The 19,953-nt window shown below is 59.7% G+C and carries 16 protein-coding genes and 1 pseudogene; 6 read left to right on the top strand and 11 right to left on the bottom strand.

Going from position 1 to position 19,953, the window contains the following annotated elements; genetic code table 11:
* Positions 1-9 precede the first annotated feature (9 nt).
* From M0814_RS17895 to M0814_RS17865, 7 genes are all read right to left on the bottom strand, one after another.
* Positions 10-936, bottom strand: a complete 927-nt coding sequence (locus M0814_RS17895) for an ABC transporter permease subunit (protein ID WP_064585947.1) — start codon at positions 934-936, stop codon at positions 10-12.
* 10 nt (positions 937-946) lie between these two features.
* On the bottom strand, positions 947-1,957 hold the full coding sequence (locus M0814_RS17890) for an ABC transporter permease subunit (protein ID WP_003221609.1): 1,011 nt from the start codon (positions 1,955-1,957) through the stop codon (positions 947-949).
* A 73-nt stretch (positions 1,958-2,030) separates the two neighbouring features.
* On the bottom strand, positions 2,031-3,626 hold the full coding sequence (locus tag M0814_RS17885; protein ID WP_103485767.1) for an ABC transporter substrate-binding protein: 1,596 nt from the start codon (positions 3,624-3,626) through the stop codon (positions 2,031-2,033).
* Between the two features lie 78 nt (positions 3,627-3,704).
* Positions 3,705-5,126, bottom strand: coding sequence for an OprD family porin (locus M0814_RS17880; protein WP_103485768.1), 1,422 nt, complete (start codon positions 5,124-5,126; stop codon positions 3,705-3,707).
* A 175-nt stretch (positions 5,127-5,301) separates the two neighbouring features.
* Positions 5,302-6,900, bottom strand: a complete 1,599-nt coding sequence (locus M0814_RS17875) for an ABC transporter substrate-binding protein (protein WP_103485769.1) — start codon at positions 6,898-6,900, stop codon at positions 5,302-5,304.
* A gap of 301 nt (positions 6,901-7,201) precedes the next feature.
* A complete protein-coding gene (locus M0814_RS17870; RefSeq protein WP_103485770.1) occupies positions 7,202-8,827 on the bottom strand; it encodes an ABC transporter substrate-binding protein in 1,626 nt (541 codons plus the stop codon).
* 260 nt (positions 8,828-9,087) lie between these two features.
* Positions 9,088-10,689 (bottom strand): ABC transporter substrate-binding protein, encoded by a 1,602-nt coding sequence (locus tag M0814_RS17865; RefSeq protein ID WP_103485771.1) that lies wholly within the window; start codon positions 10,687-10,689, stop codon positions 9,088-9,090.
* A gap of 886 nt (positions 10,690-11,575) precedes the next feature.
* Here M0814_RS17865 and M0814_RS17860 point away from each other — a divergent pair.
* The gene (locus M0814_RS17860) at positions 11,576-11,935 is read left to right on the top strand and encodes a DUF6124 family protein (RefSeq protein ID WP_103485924.1); all 360 of its coding nucleotides are present in this window, start codon (positions 11,576-11,578) and stop codon (positions 11,933-11,935) included.
* 170 nt (positions 11,936-12,105) lie between these two features.
* Here M0814_RS17860 and M0814_RS17855 read toward each other — a convergent pair whose 3' ends face one another.
* Positions 12,106-12,825, bottom strand: coding sequence for an SIMPL domain-containing protein (locus M0814_RS17855; protein ID WP_003221624.1), 720 nt, complete (start codon positions 12,823-12,825; stop codon positions 12,106-12,108).
* A gap of 415 nt (positions 12,826-13,240) precedes the next feature.
* Here M0814_RS17855 and M0814_RS17850 point away from each other — a divergent pair, with 415 nt between their 5' ends.
* The 5 genes and pseudogenes from M0814_RS17850 (at position 13,241) to M0814_RS17830 (ending at position 17,815) form a co-directional block, all read left to right on the top strand.
* Positions 13,241-14,503 (top strand): ATP-binding protein, encoded by a 1,263-nt coding sequence (locus M0814_RS17850; protein ID WP_027610820.1) that lies wholly within the window; start codon positions 13,241-13,243, stop codon positions 14,501-14,503.
* On the top strand, positions 14,496-15,056 hold the full coding sequence (locus tag M0814_RS17845; RefSeq protein ID WP_003221630.1) for a response regulator transcription factor: 561 nt from the start codon (positions 14,496-14,498) through the stop codon (positions 15,054-15,056). The genes M0814_RS17850 and M0814_RS17845 overlap by 8 nt, the downstream gene beginning before the upstream one ends.
* A gap of 96 nt (positions 15,057-15,152) precedes the next feature.
* Positions 15,153-16,880, top strand: coding sequence for an ABC transporter ATP-binding protein/permease (locus M0814_RS17840; RefSeq protein WP_103485925.1), 1,728 nt, complete (start codon positions 15,153-15,155; stop codon positions 16,878-16,880).
* 16 nt (positions 16,881-16,896) lie between these two features.
* A pseudogene (locus M0814_RS29180) lies at positions 16,897-16,986 on the top strand (metal ABC transporter ATP-binding protein); the annotation flags it as partial.
* A gap of 82 nt (positions 16,987-17,068) precedes the next feature.
* Positions 17,069-17,815: a FadR/GntR family transcriptional regulator gene (locus M0814_RS17830; RefSeq protein WP_103485926.1), complete on the top strand. Its 747-nt coding sequence runs from the start codon at positions 17,069-17,071 to the stop codon at positions 17,813-17,815.
* 4 nt (positions 17,816-17,819) lie between these two features.
* Here the strand turns inward: M0814_RS17830 and M0814_RS17825 are convergent, their stop codons facing one another.
* From M0814_RS17825 to M0814_RS17815, 3 genes are all read right to left on the bottom strand, one after another.
* Positions 17,820-18,173 carry a hypothetical protein gene (locus tag M0814_RS17825; protein ID WP_103485927.1) on the bottom strand — a complete coding sequence of 118 codons (354 nt, stop codon included), beginning with the start codon at positions 18,171-18,173 and terminating at the stop codon, positions 17,820-17,822.
* A 266-nt stretch (positions 18,174-18,439) separates the two neighbouring features.
* The gene (locus M0814_RS17820) at positions 18,440-18,628 is read right to left on the bottom strand and encodes a hypothetical protein (protein WP_103485928.1); all 189 of its coding nucleotides are present in this window, start codon (positions 18,626-18,628) and stop codon (positions 18,440-18,442) included.
* Positions 18,629-18,639: 11 nt separating this feature from the next.
* The gene (locus M0814_RS17815; RefSeq protein ID WP_103485929.1) at positions 18,640-19,944 is read right to left on the bottom strand and encodes a phospholipase; all 1,305 of its coding nucleotides are present in this window, start codon (positions 19,942-19,944) and stop codon (positions 18,640-18,642) included.
* Between the last annotated feature and the right edge of the window lie 9 nt (positions 19,945-19,953).

The following is a 19,953-nucleotide window of genomic DNA, read 5'->3' as shown; positions in this document are numbered from 1 at the left end:
GGAATCTCCTCAGGCGGCGTTCTTGAGTTTCGGGTCCAGCGCATCGCGCAGGCCGTCGCCCATCAAGTTGATTGCCAGCACGCTGAGCAAAATGGTCAAACCAGGCAGACTGACGACCCACCAGGCGCGTTCGATGTAGTCGCGGGCCGAGGCCAGCATGGTGCCCCATTCGGGGGTTGGCGGTTGTACGCCAAGGCCAAGGAAGCCCAGTGCCGCAGCATCGAGAATCGCAGAAGAGAAACTCAGGGTCGCCTGCACGATCAGTGGCGCCATGCAGTTGGGCAGCACGGTGATGAACATCAGGCGTGGCAGACCGGCACCGGCCAGGCGCGCGGCGGTCACGTAGTCGCGGTTCAGTTCGCCCATCACCGCAGCACGGGTCAGACGCACGTAGGACGGCAAGGACACCACAGCGATAGCGATCACGGTGTTGATCAGGCCAGGGCCGAGGATGGCGACGATCGCCACAGCCAGCAGCAGCGACGGCAGGGCCAGCATGATGTCCATCAGACGCATGATGGTCGGGCCGATCATTTTCGGGAAGAAACCGGCGAACAGACCCAGCAGGATTCCCGGGATCAGCGACATCACCACCGACGACAGACCGATCAGCAGCGACAGGCGCGAACCCTGGATCAGGCGCGACAGCAGGTCACGCCCCAGTTCATCGGTACCGAGCAGGAACTGCATCTGCCCGCCTTCAAGCCAGGCCGGTGGCGTCAGCAGGAAGTCACGGTATTGCTCGCTCGGGTTATGCGGCGCGACCCACGGCGCGAAGATCGCGCAGAAAATCACCAGCAGCATGAACAGCAGGCCGGCAACCGCGCCCTTGTTCTTGGAGAAGGCTTGCCAGAATTCTTTGTACGGCGACGGGTACAGCAGGCTTTGATCCGCGCTTGGGGCGGCATTGGCTACTGAGGATGTTGGAGTGCTCATGGTATGGACCTCAGCGCTGATGACGGATGCGTGGGTTGGCAAAGCCGTAGAGGATGTCCACTACGAAGTTGACCAGAATCACCAGGCAGGCGATTAACAGGATGCCGTTTTGCACAACCGGGTAGTCCCGGGCGCCGATGGCTTCGATCAGCCATTTACCGATGCCGGGCCAGGAGAAGATGGTTTCGGTCAGGACTGCACCGGCCAGCAGGGTGCCGACTTGCAGACCGACCACGGTCAGCACCGGAATCAGCGCGTTGCGCAGGCCGTGCACGAACACCACGCGCGCCGGCGACAGGCCTTTGGCCCGGGCGGTACGGATGTAGTCTTCGCGCAGCACTTCCAGCATCGACGAACGGGTCATCCGCGCGATCACCGCCAGCGGAATGGTGCCGAGCACGATGGCCGGCAGGATCAGGTGATGCAGGGCATCGAGGAACGCGCCCATGTCATCGGCCAGCAGCGTGTCGATCAGCATGAAACCGGTGCGCGGCTCGATGTCGTAGAGCAGGTCGATCCGTCCGGAGACCGGGGTCCAGCCCAGGCTCACCGAGAAAAACATGATCAGGATCAGGCCCCACCAGAAGATCGGCATCGAATACCCCGCCAGGGAGATGCCCATCACCCCGTGGTCGAACAGGGATCCTCGCTTGAGGGCCGCAATCACCCCGGCCAGCAGGCCCAGGATGCCGGCGAACAGCAGGGCGGCCATGGACAGTTCCAGGGTCGCCGGGAAGAGAGAGGTGAACTCGGTCCATACGCTTTCACGCGTACGCAGGGATTCGCCGAGATCGCCGTGGGCCAGTTTGCCGATGTAGTCCAGATACTGGGCATACAGCGGTTTGTTCAGACCTAGGCGTTCCATTGCCTGAGCGTGCATTTCGGGGTCGACCCGACGTTCGCCCATCATCACTTCCACGGGGTCGCCAGGAATCATGCGAATCAACGCGAAAGTCAGCAGGGTGATGCCGAAAAACGTGGGGATCAACAACCCCAGTCGGCGGGCAATAAAACTAAACATCTTGTGTGGTACCTCATCAGCCGGTTAGGCGTGCCCGGCGACCCTGGGGTCAGGGAGGCCGGGAGTTTCTTATCTACTTCACCTGGGTGGTGGCGAAGTTATTAGTGGTGAGAGGGCTGATGTGATAACCCTCTACGTTGTTGCGCATTGCGGTAAACATACGGGTGTGGGCCATGCTGATCCACGGTTGGTCCTGATTAAACAGCACCTGGGCCTGCTCGTAGAGTTTGGCGCGTTCGGCCGGATCTACTTTAGCCCGTGCTTCGTCGAGCAGTGCCTGGAATTTCTCGTTGCACCAGCGAGCGTAGTTTTCGCCGTTCTTGGCCGCTTCGCAACTGAGCATAGGCGTCAGGAAGTTATCCGGGTCGCCGTTGTCGCCCGCCCATCCGGCCGACACCATGTCGTGCTCGCCGGCCTTGGCGCGTTTGAGCATTTCGCCCCACTCCATGACGCGGATGTCGATCTTGATCCCGACTTTCGCCAGGTCAGCCTGCATCATCTGCGCGCCGAGCATCGGGTTCGGGTTGGTCGGGCCACCACCGTTACGGGTAAACAGGGTAAACACGGTGCCTTCCGGAACCCCGGCTTCCTTGAGCAGGGCGCGCGCCTTGTCGAGGTCACGTGGCGGGTTCTTCAGGTCGTGGTTGTAGCCCAGCAGCGTCGGCGGGTACGGGTTGACCGCGACCGAGGCGTTGCCTTTGCCGAAGAGCGCGTTGACGTAGGCTTCCTTGTCGAAGGCGATGTCGATCGCTTTGCGCACTCGCACGTCGCTGATGTATTTGTGCTGGGTGTTCATGGCGATGTACGAGACGGTCATCGCGTCCATCTCGTCGACCTTCAGGTTGCTGTCTTTCTTGATGCTCGGGATGTCATCCGGCTTCGGATACAGCGCGATCTGGCACTCGTTGGCCTTGAGTTTCTGCAGACGCACGTTGTTGTCGGTGGCGATCGCCAGAATCAGCGCGTCGGCCGGGGCCTTGCCACGGAAGTAGTCCGGGTTGGCCTTGAAGCGTACCTGGGCGTCCTTGGCGTAGCGCTGGAAGATGAACGGTCCGGTACCGATCGGCTTGCTGTTCAGGTCGGCAGTTTTGCCAGACTTGAGCAACTGGTCGGCGTATTCGGCCGGGTAGATCGAGGAGAACGCCATGGCGATGTCGGCCAGGAACGGCGCTTCGCGGCGGGTCAGGGTGAACTTGACCGTGTTGTCGTCGATTTTCTCTACGCTTTTGAGCAGTTCCTTGAAGCCCATGCTTTCAAAGTACGGGAAGCCCACGCTCGACAGTTTGTGCCACGGGTGATTCGGGTCCAGCTGGCGCTGGAAGCTCCAGACCACGTCGTCGGCGTTCATGTCGCGGGTCGGCTTGAAATATTCGGTGGTGTGAAACTTGACGCCTTTGCGCAGGTGGAACGTGTAGGTCAGGCCGTCGTCACTGATGTCCCAGGACTCGGCGAGCGCCGGGATCACTTCGGTGGTGCCGGGCTTGAAGTCGGCCAGACGGTTGAAGATCGTTTCGGCCACCGCATCGGCAGTGACTGCAGTTGTGTACTGGACCATATCGAAGCCTTCCGGGCTGGCTTCGGTGCAGACCACCAAGGGTTTGGCCGAGACGCCGATGGCGGCGCTCAACAACGCGGCAGCGACGGCCGCACGTAGGGGAAGCATTTTCATCGATAACCCTCTGCAATCGGTTGAAGACAAAAAACCGAACGGCCGACTCGTCATGAGTCAGCCGTCGGTCGGTGGTTTTTACAGGATGTTGAATGGAATCGTGGTCACGAGACGGAACTCGTTGATGTTGCCGTCAGCCTGGTGCTCGCTCGCGCGGTGAGTGGTGTAAGTCGCGCGAATCGCGGTGGCCTTCAGAGGGCCACTCTGCACGGCGTAAGAGGCGCCGATGCCGTATTCGTAGTGGCTTTCGCCGTCCATCAGGCTCAGGTCGCCGCGCTTGGCGCCCGGATCGGTGTAGGCGGTGCCGGTGTAGTGAGTACCGTCGATGCCCCAGCCGCGAGCCTGGTAGATGTTGAACTTCAGGCCTGGGACGCCGTATTCGGCCATGTTGATGCCATAGGCGATCTGGAAGGATTTCTCGTTCGGGCCGTTGAAGTCCGACAGCAGGGAGTTGGCCAGGTAGATGCCGTTGGTTTCGTGCAGGTAGTCGAAGTACTCGTCACCGTTCACTTGCTGGTACGAGAAGGTCAGGCTGTGCGCCTGGTGGGTCAGGCCGAACGACAGCGAGTAGGTGTCGTTGTCGATTTTGCCCATCAGTTTTTTGCCTTCATCTACGGTCTTGTAGTAGTTCAGACCGGTGGTCAGGCTCAGCACCTGGCTGTCACCCAGTTCATGGGTGCCGCCGAAGTAGTACTGGTTCCAGAAGTCTTCGACGTTGGCCACGTAGAGGCTGGTTTTCAGGCTTTTGAGCGGCTGATAGTTGACGCCGGCGGTGTAGACCTTGTCGGTTTCCGCGCCGTTGGCACCGTATTCGCTGCGGAACTTCGACAGGCTTTGCTCGGTACGAGGCGAGACGCGGTCGAAACCGGCCAGGTCGAACGACAGGTTGTTGAATTCTTCGCTGTGCAGGCTGATACCTTCGAAGCTCGAAGGCAGCGGACGGTTGCCGATGACGTCGACGATCGGGGTGCTGAAATTCTGGCGGCCTGCGGTCAGCGTAGTGTTGGAAACACGGAACTTGACGTTGGCCAGACCCAGTTTGCTCCACTGGTCGACAGCGTCACCGTCGGAGTGCGCCAGGGTACGGTTGGAACCGCCGGCGATGTCCTTGCGGTCACGGTCGAGAGCGATGGCGTTGTAGGCCGCGACTTCGGTGCTGACGCCAACGGTGCCTTGGGTGAAGCCCGAGGTGTAGTTGACGATTGTGCCTTGAACCCAGTTGATACGACGTGCGGTCGGTGTTTTGACCACGGGCGAAGTGTTCTTGTCACTGTTTTTCACGTAGCTGAAGGTGTCATCGCGACGCTTCAGTTCGTTGGCATACCAGTTACGCGTGGTGCCGCCCAGACTTTGTCCATCGACAAAGCCTTTGGCCTCGCTTTGGGCGCTGCTGCCGGCCAGAGTGGTCGGTACGAATTCCTGACTAACAGGTTCCGCATACGCCGTAGCGGTGATGCTGCTGATGGCCAAAGCCAGTATCGCAGTGCTGCTCAGTTTCATGGGTGAAGCTCCTTTACTTTCTTTTTATGCCGGCTTTTTTGGGTTGGCCGGTTATTGGTTTAGAACTCATTCACACATCGCAAACGTTTGCAAAAGGCCTGATTGGCGAATTTCGGCAAAGCGCTTGCGTGAGGGGGATAGACAGCCCCCTCAGCGTTGCGGCTAATCGGTTGGGTTAATCGATACTGACGCCCGAGAACACATTGCGACCGAAGGGGCTGACCTTGAAGCCTTCAACCCTGGCGCTTAACGGCTGGTTGACCGTCGAGTGGGCGACAGGCGTGATCGGCACTTGCTGCTTGAGCAACTGCTGCGCCTGTTTGTAGAGCACGGTGCGCTGGTCGCGGTCGGTGACGACCTTGGCCTCTTTGATCAGCTTGTCGTAAGCCGGGTCGCACCACATGGAGTAGTTGTTGCCGCCAATCGCGTCGCAGCTGTACAGGGTGCCCAGCCAGTTGTCCGGGTCACCGTTGTCGCCGGTCCAGCCGATCAGGCTGATGTCGTGCTCGCCATTCTTGGTGCGCTTGATGTACTCGCCCCATTCGTAGCTGACGATCTTCACTTTCAGACCGATCTTGGCCCAGTCAGCCTGGAGCATTTCGGCCATCAATTTGGCATTCGGGTTGTACGGACGCTGTACCGGCATCGCCCACAGGGTGATCTCGGTGCCTTCCTTGACGCCGGCAGCCTTGAGCAACTCGCGGGCTTTTTCCGGGTTGTAGGCGGCGTCCTTGATGCTGTCGTCGTAGGACCACTGGGTCGGCGGCATGGCGTTGACCGCCAGCTGTCCGGCGCCTTGATAAACGGCGTTGAGAATCCCTTGTTTATTCACCGCCATGTCCAGCGCCTGCCGCACTTCGAGCTGGTCGAACGGTTTGTGACGGACGTTGTAGGCGATGTAGCCGAGGTTGAAACCGGGCTTGGAAATCAGCTGCAGTTTTGGATCGTTCTTCAGCGCTTCAACATCAGCCGGGCGCGGATGCAGGGTGATCTGGCATTCGCCGGCCTTGAGTTTCTGCACGCGTACCGAGGCGTCGGTGTTGATCGCGAAAATCAGGTTCTTCAGCTTGACCCGGCTCGGGTCCCAGTAATGCTCGTTGCCGGTGTAACGGATGTTCGAGTCTTTCTGATAGCTCTTGAACACGAACGGCCCGGTGCCGACCGGCTTCTGGTTGATGTCGCTCGGCTTGCCTTCGGCCAGCAGCTTGTCGGCGTATTCGGCGGACAGGATGGCAGCGAAGCTCATGGCGATGTTCTGGATGAACGCGGCGTCGACGCTGTTGAGCGTGAACTCCACGGTCAGCGGCCCGGCCTTTTCGACCTTGGCGATGTTCTTGTTCAGGCTCATCCCGTTGAAGTACGGGAACTCGGTCGGATAAGCCTTACGGAATGGCTGCGCGGGATCGAGCATGCGGTTAAACGTGAACAGCACGTCGTCGGCGTTGAAATCGCGCGTCGGTTTGAAGTACGGCGTTGTATGAAACTTCACACCTTCACGCAGGTGAAAGGTGTACTTGAGACCATCCTCGGAAATATCCCACTTGGTTGCCAGACCCGGTACGACGTTGGTCGCGCCTTTTTCGAACTCGACCAGACGGTTGTACAGCGGCTCGGCGGCGTCGTTATCGGTTGCCGTCGTGTATTGCGCGGTATCGAAACCCGCCGGGCTGCCTTCGGAGCAGAACACCAGACTGTCGCTGGCGGCGTAACTGGCCGACGTGACGGCCAACAGGCCGGCGCCCAGCAATGCGGAAAAAACCAAGGTATGGCGCATGACGCTCCCTCTTTTTTTAGTGTTGTTCAATGCACCGCGATCCCGTCCAGGGAAGTTGAGGTTGCATTGAGCTCAATCCAGTATGTACAGCAAGCCGGTGGCCCACACAGAAACTGGTCAGAGCCCGACGGTAGGGGCCGTGGGTCTGGCAGTAAATGCGTAATTGCCTGAAAACTCGTAGGAAAAGTCGACGCGTCCTCTGCCGCTGCAGTCATCCGCAGCGGAATTGGCTGTAGGCAAATTCCTGACTTCCCGGCAGCGAAAGCAACGGCGACGTCATGAACGCCGCCGTTGCAATGGCTTAATTGCTGACGCTGACGCCGTAGAAGGAATTCAAGCCGAATGGGCTGATCTTGAAATCCTGCACGTTGGCGCGCATGGGTTGGAACACCGTCGAGTGAGCGATAGGTGTGTATGGAACAGCATCTTTAAGGACGTGTTGCGCCTGTTTGTACAGTTCGGTGCGCTTGGCCTGGTCGGTGGTGCGTTTGGCATCCTTGACGAGACCGTCGTACTTCTTGTCGCACCACTTGGAGAAGTTGTTGCCGTTGAGCGAGTCGCAGCCGAACAGCACGTTCAGCCAGTTGTCCGGATCACCATTGTCACCGCTCCAGCCAATCAGCATGGCCTGGTTCTCGCCACCTTTGGAACGCTTGATGTACTCGCCCCACTCGTAGCTGGTGATCTTCACGTTCAGGCCGATCTTCTTCCAGTCGGACTGGAGCATTTCAGCCATCAGCTTGGCGTTCGGGTTGTACGGACGCTGAACCGGCATCGCCCACAGAACGATCTCGGTACCTTCCTTGACGCCAGCTTCCTTGAGCAGTTGCTTGGCTTTTTCAGGATCGTACTTGGCGTCCTTGATGGTGGTGTCGTAGGACCACTGGGTCGGCGGCATGGCATTGACGGCCAGTTGGCCGGCGCCCTGGTAAACCGAATCGATGATCTGCGGCTTGTTCACCGCCATGTCCAGCGCCTGACGCACACGCAGGTCAGCCAGCGGGTTAGGCTCGTTGCTGCCCTTGACCTTGTCCATCACGTTGTAGGCGATGTAGCCCAGGTTGAAACCGGCCTGGTCAGGCATCTTCAGGGTCTTGTCGGCCTTGAGCGCCGCGAGATCCGCCGGACGCGGGAACAGGGTGACCTGGCACTCGTTCTTTTTCAGCTTCTGAATACGTACCGACGGGTCGGTGGTGATGGCGAAGATCAGGTTGTCGATCTTCACGTCTTCAGGCTTCCAGTAGTCCTTGTTCCCGGTGTAGCGGATGTTGGAGTCTTTCTGGTAACTCTTGAACACGAACGGGCCGGTGCCGATCGGCTTCTGGTTGATGTCGGCAGCCTTGCCTTCCTTGAGCAGCTGGGCAGCGTACTCGGCGGACTGGATCGAGGCGAAGCTCATGGCCATGTTCTGGATGAACGCGGCGTCGACTTCTTTCAGGGTGAACTTGACGGTGTGGTCGTCGACTTTATCGATCTTGGTGATGTTGGTATCCATCCCCATGTCGGTGAAGTACGGGAATTCGGTCGGGTACGCCTTACGGAACGGATCATCCTTGTTAATCATGCGATTGAAGGTGAACAGCACGTCGTCGGCGTTGAACTCACGAGTCGGCTTGAAATACGGGGTGGTGTGGAACTTGACGCCTTCACGCAGGTGGAAGGTGTAGTTCAGGCCGTCCGGGGAAATGTCCCAACTGGTGGCCAGGCCAGGAACAACAGCGGTACCGCCGCGCTCGAACTGGCTCAGACGGTTGAACATGGTTTCTGCTGAGGCGTCGAAGTCGGTTCCGGTGGTGTACTGGCCCGGGTCGAAACCGGCCGGGCTCCCTTCGGAGCAGAACACCAGGTTAGTCGCAGCGGATGCGAATGGTGCGGAGGCTAACAAGCCTGCGCCGACTAAAAACGGAATGACCGCGTGTTTAAGCATGTTGGCCTCATGATTTGTTGTCATTTTTTAATATTGAGGTACGACCTCGTGAGTCGTGCCTGCGGATACTTATGCAGGGGCCATACCCAATGCAAGATCCAGAGCGACTGCCGGCCTCAAAGCGTGGCACGAACGTACCTTAATGTCGCATTTGTATAAGAGTTGACGCATTTGACCGTTTGCGGCCGTTTTTTACGGTGCAAACGAAGCCCCAAAACGGTGCGCTGGTCACGTTGTGTGCGCCGCTCTGGGGCTCGGTGTTACTTATTTATACCCACGCCGTAGAAGGGCGTCAGGCCGAACGGGCTGATCTTGAAGCCGGTCACTTCTTTGCGCAGCGGCTGGAACACGGTCGAGTTGGCAATCGGGGTGATCGGCACCTGCTGTTTAAGGATCAGTTGCGCCTGTTGATACAGTTTTACCCGTTGCGCCTTGTCGGTGGTCACCTTGGCCTGCTGCACCAGTTTGTCGTAGGCCGGATCGCACCACTTGGCGTAGTTACTGCCCTTGACCGCCGCGCAGCTGTAGAGCACGCCGAGCCAGTTGTCCGGGTCACCGTTGTCACCTGTCCAACCATAGATCATGGCGTCGTGTTCGCCATTTTTCGCGCGCTTGATGTACTCGCCCCATTCATAGCTGACGATGTTGGCCTTGATCCCGATCTTCTCCCAATCCTGCTGGATCATCTGCGCCGACATCCGCGCGTTCGGGTTGGAGGCGCGCTGCACGGTCATCGCCCACAGGTTGATGGTGGTGCCCGGTGCAACCCCGGCTTCTTTGAGTAGCGCCTTGGCTTTCACCGGGTCGTACGGCGCGTCCTTGATGTTCGGGTCATACGACCACTGCGCTGGCGGCAAGGCGTTCTGCGCCAGTTGGCCGGCACTCTGGTAGACGGCTTTGATGATCGCCGGTTTGTCGATGGCCATGTCCAGCGCCTGTCGCACCTTGAGCTGATCCAGTGGCGGGTGAGTGGTGTTGTAGGCGAGGAAGCCGAGGTTGAAACCGGCCTGCTTCAGTACGCGCAGGTTCGGGTCTTGTTCCATCACTTCGATGTCCGCCGGGCGCGGATAGCCGCTGACCTGGCATTCGCCGGTCTTGAGTTTTTGCAGGCGTACGGCTGCGTCGGGGGTGATCGAGAAGATCAGGTTGTCGATTTTTACGTCTTCGGGTTTCCAGTAGGCCTTGTTCGCGGCGTAGCGGATTTGTGAGTCTTTCTGGTAGCGCTTGAACACGAACGGGCCGGTGCCCACCGGTTTCTGGTTGAGGTCGGCGGCTTTGCCTTCCTTTAATAGCTGGGCAGCGTATTCGGCCGATTGCACCGAGGCGAAGCTCATGGCGAGGTTTTGCACGAACGCGGCGTCGACGTTGTTGAGGTTGAAGCGCACGGTCTGCTCGTCGAGTTTTTCCACCGATTTGATCGTGGTGTTCAGGCCCATGTCGGTGAAGTACGGGGACTCGGCGGGGTAGGCCTTGCGAAAGGCGTTGTCCGGGTCGAGCAGGCGCTGGAAGGTGAACAGCACGTCGTCGGCGTTGAAATCGCGGGTGGGTTTGAAGTAGTCGGTGGTGTGGAATTTTACGTTTTGGCGCAGGTGGAAGGTGTACTGGAGGCCGTCCGAGCTTACGTCCCAGTTTGTTGCCAGGCCGGGTTCGACTTCGGTGCCGCCGCGTTTGAATTGGGTGAGGCGGTTGAAGACGGTTTCGGCTGAGGCGTCGAAGTCGGTGCCGCTGGTGTATTGGCTGGGGTCGAAGCCTGCGGGGCTGGCTTCGGAGCAGTAGACCAGGGTGGTGGCTGCGTTGGCTATGGGGGCTATGGCTGTTAGTGCGAGGGTGATTAGTAGTGGCTTGAGGGTGAATCTTTCCATGGAGTCCCCGGGATTTGGAGGTGGTTGTTTTTTCAGGTTAGCGGGGATTTGGGTGTGTTCGGAAATATCGTTTTTTCTGTTGAGATGTCTATCTCGGTATATGTGGCGGCTTTCGTCGAGTACATATCCGTTGCTGCGGTAACGGCTGCTTAGGGTTCCGCCCTGACGGCGGGTCACTTTGGCAAAAGCCCCAAAGTAACCAAAGGGCTTTACCCTGACGTTCGGCCCTCGCCTAGGCTCGGGTTCCTTCGCTCCGGGATTCATCCGGGGGCAGCGCCTACGGTTTGCTTCGCTGCACCTCCTCTCGCTGTGTTTGGCTGCGCCAAACGGTCGCTGCGCTCCCACCCCCGGATAAACCCCTCCACTCAGCCTGCCGACGGGCCCTCAGATCAAAAGCGGTACTCGAGCTAACGCTCATCGTGTGAGTGGTGAAAAGCGGGTGCGGCGACTGGCTAAGTGATGACGGCCTGACAGCCGACCAATCTCTAACTGCCTGCACGCCATCCACTGTGGGAGCGGGCTTGCTCGCGAAGAGGCCCGTCCAGTCACCCAATAACCTTGGCCTGTTTAAAGTCGTTTCAAATAACCAGAACCTTCCCACAAGGTTTTCAGGTTGTCCCTCGGACGTCAGCTCTCTAGCCTTGAACTGTCGCTGAAAACTCAGCGATCGGGCGTGAGAACCCGGCAGTTCATAGTCATTCAGTGCCCATACCCGCATAATTGCCGCCGGCCAATACGCTGTATGCAATTACGTTATGGCGGCTCTGTGCGGGCAGACTTTTGTCTGGCCGGGTGCCTATGACCGGTTTCTCACCCCGCACATAGCTGCCACCTCTTCGTCGTGTGAGAAACGGCTTGAGGTGGTCCAACGTCATAGGTGAAATGCATGTCCAAGCCTGTCCCCGATCCACCCCCAGAAACAACCCCACTCTCCGAAGCCCTCCACGCCGAAGACCTCGCGAAAAACCGCGAAGCGATCAAACGCGCCCTCGATTTCTACCTCAGCCCCGAAGCCGCAAAACCGCGTACGCCCAGTTCGATGTTCCTCGTCCATCCGGGCATCGATACGGAAAGTCTGCTGGCGCATGCCTGTGAATCCCTAGCCTCGGCCAATACCATGGCCAGTGATTTCGCCGATCAGCTCAGTCGCCCGCAGCGCAATACGGCGCTGGCGATTCAGCAGATCATCATGCTGGCTGAACTGGCGGTGAACCGGGCGCTGGATCGGGTGGATCCGCAAGCCTGAGACCGCGTTATCGTTCTTCGCGAGCAGGCTCGCTCCCACAGGGGAACGCATTCCAAATTGTAGGAGTGAGCCTGCTCGCGATGGCGGCGGAACATTCACCACAAAATCCAGGCACAAAAAAACCGGCGATCATCCTCTGATCGCCGGCTTCTCATTCAGCCCACATCAACTCACTGCATCAGCACTTCAATCGAGCCATCGGCGGTCAGGCTGACCTGGCTGGTGCCGGCTTCAACTTCAGGTGTCACCGGTGCCGAATCCGCCATGCCGGCGGCTTTCATCATCATCGGGGCGCGCATGTACGGTTGTGGGTAGCCGTTGCTGTTGAGGTTCAGGTTGACGATTTTGTAGCCCTTGCCGCCCAGTGCATCGGTGGCCAGTTGCGCGCGGGCCTTGAAGGCGCTGACGGCTTCTTTCAGCAACTTGTCTTCGCTGGCCTTGCGGGTCGGCTCGGCGATGGCGAAGTCCATGCCGCCCATTTTCAGGTCGGTCAGCAGTTCGCCGGTGAGTTTGGACAGGGCGGCGAAGTCGGCGCTTTCCAGGCGCAGTTCGGCGCGTTCACGCCAGCCGGTGATTTTCTGGCCCTTGGTGTCGTAGATCGGGTAGCTGTTGCGGCTGCCCTGGCGCAGGGTGATGTCTTTGACTTGCTTGGCCTGGGCCAGTGCCTTGTTCATGGTGGTGCTGACGTCGGCGGCGAGTTTGGCCGGGTCGGTGTTTTGCTCTTCGGTGTAGAGCGTCACGATCATCAGGTCGCGGGCCACTTCCTGGCTGACTTCGGCGCGCAGGGAGATCTGGTTGTAGTGCAGCTCATCGGCGGCCAGCGCCGGAAGGCTGGCGACGCTGCCGACGGTCAGGGCGAGAAGGGCGGCGCTGCGGCGAAATGTGTGCATGAAAGCTCCTTGATGAGGGCGCAGGTGCTGGATCGGGGGGGCCTGCGTGAAACCATCAGACTCTAGCTTTTATGATCCGGTTCGCCCAGTTACAACTTCTATACAGATGGCCGGGATCACCGCAGATCCTGAGTCGAGTGCGCTCTTGTGGCGAGGGAGCTTGCTCCCGCTGGACTGCGAAGCAGTCCCAAAACCGGCAACCGTGATCTGCCAGAATACTGGAGATACCGGATTTACGACTGCTTCGCAGCCGAGTGGGAGCAAGCTCCCTCGCCACAGTTGATCTGTGGCAGCCATGCGGGGTAGACCAATTTTTCGGCAACGCCATGTGGTCATTTGCCGCACTTTCGCCTCTCAAAGCCGTGGCTTGGTTATACTCCGTGCGATCCGCCTGGAGCGCTCATCAGGAGAGCTCATGCTCGCCCCCGTACAACTGACTTCCGCCACTCGCCAGAACCTCTGGCGGCTGACTTTCATCCGCACCCTGGTGCTCGCCGCGCAGGCCGGCTCCGTAGGCCTGGCCTACTGGCTGCAACTGCTGCCGTTGCCGTGGGTGCAACTGGCGATGACCCTTGGCTGCTCGATTCTGCTGTGTGTGTTCACCGCCGTGCGCCTGCGTACTTCATGGCCGGTGACTGAACTCGAATACGCCCTGCAACTGGCCTGCGATCTGGTGATCCACAGTGCGTTGCTGTATTTCTCCGGCGGTTCGACCAACCCGTTCGTTTCCTATTATCTGGTGCCGCTGACCATCGCGGCGGTGACGCTGCCGTGGCGTTATTCGGTGATTCTGTCGGGTATCGCGCTGGCGCTGTACACCGTGATGCTCACGCGTTTCTATCCGTTGGAAACCCTGCCGGTGGCTCGCGAGAACCTGCAGATCTACGGCATGTGGCTGAGCTTCGCGCTGGCCGCTGCGGTGATCACCTTCTTCGCTGCGCGCATGGCTGAAGAGCTGCGTCGTCAGGAAGAGTTGCGGGCGATTCGCCGCGAAGAAGGCCTGCGCGATCAGCAGTTGCTGGCTGTCGCCACCCAGGCTGCGGGCGCCGCACATGAACTCGGCACGCCGCTGGCGACCATGAGCGTGTTGCTCAAGGAGATGCAGCAGGATCATCCCGACGCGATGTTGCAGGACGATCTGAAGGTGCTGCAGGATCAGGTCAAACTGTGCAAAGAGACCCTGCAGCAATTGGTGCGCGCCGCCGAGGCCAACCGCCGTATGGCCGTGGAGATGCAGGACGTCACCCAATGGCTCGACGAAGCGCTGAACCGCTGGCACCTGATGCGTCCGGAGGCCAGTTACCGTTTCCAGCGTCTCGGCCAGGGCACGGTGCCGCGCATGGCGCCGCCGCCGGATCTGACCCAGGCGCTGCTCAACCTGCTGAACAATGCCGCCGACGCTTGCCCGGAAAACCTCCAGGTCACCCTGGACTGGGACGCGGAAACCGTGACCATCAGTATTCGTGACCACGGCGCCGGTGTGCCGCTGGCCATCGCCGAGCAGATCGGCAAACCGTTTTTTACCACCAAGGGCAAAGGTTTCGGCCTGGGCCTGTTTTTGAGCAAGGCCAGCGTGACACGCGCCGGCGGCTCAGTGAAACTCTATAGTCATGAGGAAGGCGGCACGCTCACCGAGCTGCGTCTGCCCCACGGCGCCCGAGGAGACCAACATGAGTGACGAAATCCAAGTCGAAGGCGAAGAACTGCCGCATTTGCTGCTGGTCGACGACGACGCGACCTTCACCCGAGTGATGGCCCGTGCCATGGCCCGTCGTGGCTTTCGCGTCAGCACCGCCGGTTCCGCCGAGGAAGGCCTGACCATCGCCCAGGCCGACCTGCCGGACTACGCCGCGCTCGACCTGAAAATGGACGGCGACTCCGGCCTGGTGCTGCTGCCCAAGCTGCTGGAGCTGGACCCGGAAATGCGCGTGGTGATCCTCACCGGTTATTCGAGCATTGCCACCGCGGTCGAAGCGATCAAGCGCGGCGCCTGCAACTACCTGTGCAAACCGGCCGACGCCGACGACGTACTGGCCGCGCTGCTCTCCGAGCACGCCGACCTCGACAGCCTGGTGCCGGAAAACCCGATGTCGGTTGACCGTCTGCAGTGGGAGCACATCCAGCGTGTGCTGACCGAGCACGAAGGCAACATCTCCGCCACTGCCCGCGCCCTGGGCATGCACCGCCGCACCCTGCAGCGCAAACTGCAGAAGCGTCCGGTTCGTCGCTGAACCTGCGCTGAACGGCCATCGCCAGCTCTCGCGATAACGCGCGCCGATCAACTATGATCGGTGCGTGTCTGTTCTTTTCTTTATCGAGCCTTTTCCATGAATCAGAACGCTGAATATTCCGCGGTCAACGATGCTGTGCGCGGGCAGTTTTTTCGCAAGGTGTGGGGAATCATCACGCCTTATTGGCGCAGCGAAGAGAAAGGCAAGGCCTGGACGTTGCTGATTGCGGTGATCGCACTCTCGCTGCTGAGTGTGGGCATCTCGGTGTGGTTCAACACCTGGTACAAGGACTTCTACAACGCGTTGCAAAAGAAGGATGAAGCGGCGTTCTGGCAGCTTATTCTGTATTTCTGTGCGATTGCGGCGGTGGCGATTATCGGTGCTGTGTACAGGCTTTATCTGACCCAGATGCTGACGATTCGCTGGCGGGCCTGGCTCACCGAAAAGCATTTCTCCCGTTGGCTCGCCGACAAGAATTACTACCAGCTGGAGCAGGGCGGTTACACCGACAACCCGGACCAGCGGATTTCCGAAGACCTCAACAACTTCACCTCCAATACCCTTGAGCTGGGGATCGGCCTGCTGCGCAATATCGTCAGCCTGGTGTCGTTCTCGATCATTTTGTGGGGCGTGTCGGGCAGCATCGAAGTCTATGGCATCACCATTCCCGGCTACATGTTCTGGTGCGTGCTGGTCTACGCCGTGGTGGGCAGCTGGCTGACGCACTTGATCGGTCGTCGCTTGATCGGCCTGAACAACCAACAACAACGCTTTGAAGCCGACCTGCGTTTTTCCATGGTGCGGATTCGCGAAAATGCTGAGAGCATTGCGTTGTACAACGGCGAACCGAATGAAAATCGTCGCTTGAGCGGCCGTTTCGGCAATGTCTGGCACAACTTCTGGGACATCATGAAAGTGTCCAAGCGCCTGACATTCTTCACCGCCGGTTACAGCCAGGCGGCCATCATCTTCCCGTTCATCGTGGCCTCGCCGCGTTACCTCGCCGGCAAGATCGAGCTCGGTGAACTGATGCAGATCAGCTCGGCATTCGGCAACGTCCAGGAGAGCTTCAGCTGGTTCATCAGCGCTTACCAGAGCCTCGCGTCCTGGCGCGCCACCTGTGATCGTCTGCTGAGTTTCCGGCAGGCCATGACCGATAACGAACAGCGCACCCCGGCCATCGACGTGCAGAATCAGGGCCGTGAGTTGAAAGTGCACAACCTCGGTCTGGATCTGGCCGATGGCCGTCACCTGCTGACGAATGCCGACATGACTGTCGAACCGGGTGACCGGGTGATGCTCAGCGGCCGCTCCGGCAGCGGTAAATCGACCTTGCTGCGGGCGATGGGGCACTTGTGGCCGGCGGGCCACGGCAACATCCGCTTGCCGGCGGCGCGTTATCTGTTCCTGCCGCAGAAACCGTATCTGCCGATCGGCACCCTGCGCGAGGCGTTGAGTTATCCACAACCGGGCGACACCTACGCGCCGGAGCGCTACGTCGAGGTGCTGGAAATCTGCCGTCTGCCGCATCTGGTCGCTCGTCTGGATGAAGCCAATCACTGGCAGCGCATGCTGTCACCGGGTGAACAGCAACGTCTGGCCTTCGCCCGCGCCATGCTGTACACACCGCAATGGCTGTATATGGACGAAGCGACGTCGGCGATGGATGAAGAGGATGAAGCGACGCTGTATCAGGCGCTGATCGATCAATTGCCGGGGCTGAGCATCGTCAGTGTCGGCCACCGCAGCAGCCTCAAACGCTTCCATCCACGCCATGTGCGCATCGACAGCGGGCATCTGGTGGAGCAGGCCGTGACCGCCTGATCACCACCATTACCCTGTGGGAGCGGGCTTGCTCGCGAAGGCGTCCATTCAGTCGACAAATCGGTTGCCTGACACACCGCCTTCGCGAGCAAGCCCGCTCCCACAGGGGGTACGCGTGGTAAGTGATCGTACAACCCGCCTGCGCTATGATGCCCACCAAGCCGAAATTTCGAGACAAGACGTAGACCATGGAAAACCCGATCGACACCCCACGCCTCCCGCGCAAGCGCCGCAGCCTCGCCCAGGAGCTGGTGACGGTGCTGACCGAGCAGATCCGCGACGGTCTGCTCAAGCGCGGCGACAAGCTGCCCACCGAGTCGGCGATCATGCAGGAACATGGCGTCAGCCGCACCGTGGTGCGTGAGGCGATTTCCCGCTTGCAGGCCGCTGGCCAGGTGGAAACCCGCCATGGCATCGGCACGTTTGTGCTGGACACCCCGAGCCCGAGCGGTTTTCGCATCGACCCGGCGACGGTTGTCACGTTGCGTGATGTGCTGGCGATTCTCGAATTGCGCATCAGCCTGGAAGTGGAGTCCGCCGGCCTCGCCGCGCAACGCCGCAGCCCCGAACAACTTGCAACCATGCGCGCCGCCCTCGATGCGCTGAACGACAGCGTGGCCCACGCCAGCGATGCGGTGGCCTCGGACTTCGCTTTCCATCTGGAAATCGCCCTGTCCACCGGCAACCGCTACTTCACCGACATCATGACCCACCTGGGCACCAGCATCATTCCGCGTACGCGGCTGAATTCTGCGCGCCTGGCCCATGACGATCAGCAGCACTACATGAACCGCCTGAGCCGGGAACACGAGGAAATCTACGAAGCGATTGCCCGCCAGGATGCCGATGCGGCGCGGGCGGCGATGCGTCTGCATTTGACCAACAGCCGCGAGAGACTGCGCCAGGCCCATGAAGAGGCGCAGGCGCAGGGGTGAAAGGTTACAGCTCCAGTTTAATGTGCAGAGTCGGTGATTTCTCAGGCGCCTGATTGAGACGTTTAGTGATGTAGTGGAGATCGGCAGTCGCTTCGGGAGTCAGTTTCTTTTCAAAAACATCTTTGGGGATTGAGAAAGTGATTTGCATTCCTAACTCGGGCGCAGTCAGTACGTGATGGTCTTGCCACGTGTTACCGGAGGTGGTCACGACATAAAAAGTAATTTCGTCACCGACAGATGCATGAGGGTAGGGCGGCACTTCTCCGTGGGCATCTCCCGTCAGTTTGCCAACATAAAGTTTTCCGTCTTCTGCTTCCCTGAGACTTGGCGCAGCCAAAGCTTTAGCTTGTGCAGTCATGATCAAACTCCGTTTCAATATCCATCAAACCGTTCAAGGCACGCTGATTACGGCGTTACCTGGCAGAGCCGGTTCGTTAACTCCTTGAACATTGAAGCCGGAAGCGGATTACGCCGGCACCTGTAAGAAATACCAGTCTCGACGAACGGTCGTAATCACTCGAGGTTTGCGCTATCGGAAAAACTGCCATCGCGAGCAAGCCCGCGCCCACTCTGGAATGCATTTCAACTGTGGGAGCGGGCTTGCTCGCGAAGGGGCCCGTGAATTCAGCGCGGCAATATCGAGCGATCCACCCTCACCGCCAGTTTCGCTTTACCCGGCTTGGCAGCAAACGCCACCTCGCCTGATTGATCCACAACCCCCCGCGCAATCGGCTTGCCATCGGCCAGCAACTCCAGCGGCGCACCTTGCAGCGATTGCCCCGACGCCAGTTCCAGTTTCAATTTGATCGTCATGCCCATTCTCCTTAATTGACGTTGCCGCTCGGGTGATAGTCCTTGAGCAGCAGGTAGGTGCTCCAGCCCCACCAGTTGTCGACGGTGGCGGTATCGTTGAGGTTGTTCACATCTTTGCGGCGCAAGACTTTGCCGCCCTCGACGCGGAACAGCGGCGCGAAGTTATTGGAAATATTCAGCACCGCCGTCAGGTCGGGCACGCGTTGCAGTGCGGCGAATGTGGACGGGGCGGGCAGCGTGCCGCTCAAGTAAGCGGCAAACACCTCATCCGCCGAGGCCTGCACCGCCAGATTGACCTGGGTGCGGTTGTCCGCGTCGCTGGCTTCGAAGTAGCGCTTGTCGCCGTATGCGCGCCATTGATCGCCATGGGCGTTACCCACCTTGAGGCCGAATTTGCTGTCCTCGTCGTGCATGAAACGGGTGATCAGTGAACCCAGATCGCTCGGGGTCACCACCGCGGCAAGCTCCTTGCGCGGTACTCGCAAGTGGCCGGATGAGAACAGGTCGGTGAGGAAGTGGTCGGCAAACGCGTTCATCGCGTAGGCGCGCTCCAGTTGCTGTTTATCCTGACTGGCGCGGGCGGCGATGGCGGTTTGCAGGGCGGCGGTGTGACCGGCGATATAGGCCAGTCTCGCCCATTCGCCGAAGTGGTCGGCGTTGTTCGCCGCCAGTTTCAGATAACGCCCGAGCGGGATCAGCGCGGAGACGAAACTGCCGCCACCAGTGATCTTGTTCCACTCTTCGGACAACGTATCTCCCAGTGCGTCGTAGGCTTCGTGCGCCGGTTTACCGTCCTGGATCGCTTGTTTAACCGCGTCGATCTCTTTTTGCATGACCGCGAGAATCTGCGTGGCCTCGGCGCGCGAGGCCGGCAGTATTGCGAGGGAGTCGAAGGCGGCATTGAACCGGTTCAGGCGATCGGCCGGGGTCGCACCTTCGTTGATCGGTCGATCAACCACGCCGTAGAAATCACCGCCCAGCGCCAGCACCTGACCATAGGTGAGCGCGAGGCCGTTGGGCAGGTGCAACGGCACGTTTTGCGCGCGGATCGGTTCAGCGTTTTCAGCAAGGCGCAGCAGGGTGTTGTTGCCGATGGCCGTGTGTTCGCCACCTTCGAAGCGCAGTTTGGGCTTGCCTTTGAGGGTGTTGCCGGGCAGGGCGCTTAGCGGTTCGACATCGCTGTGGGCGTCGGCGATGTGCAACACCAGATGCGGATTGTCGGCGCTGAAGTGGATGCCGTTTTCCGTGAAAAGATCATCGAAACGAGCGATCAGCGGTTTGGGTCTTTCCTGTGGTTTTGGGTGCGGTCCGGACATTTCTTGCTC

The organism is Pseudomonas sp. MWU12-2020, from assembly GCF_023100605.1.
Taxonomy (GTDB): Bacteria; Pseudomonadota; Gammaproteobacteria; order Pseudomonadales; family Pseudomonadaceae; genus Aquipseudomonas; species Aquipseudomonas fluorescens_H.
The sequence above is the reverse complement of the archived record's forward strand: the minus strand, read 5'-3'. Positions and strand labels throughout refer to the sequence as shown.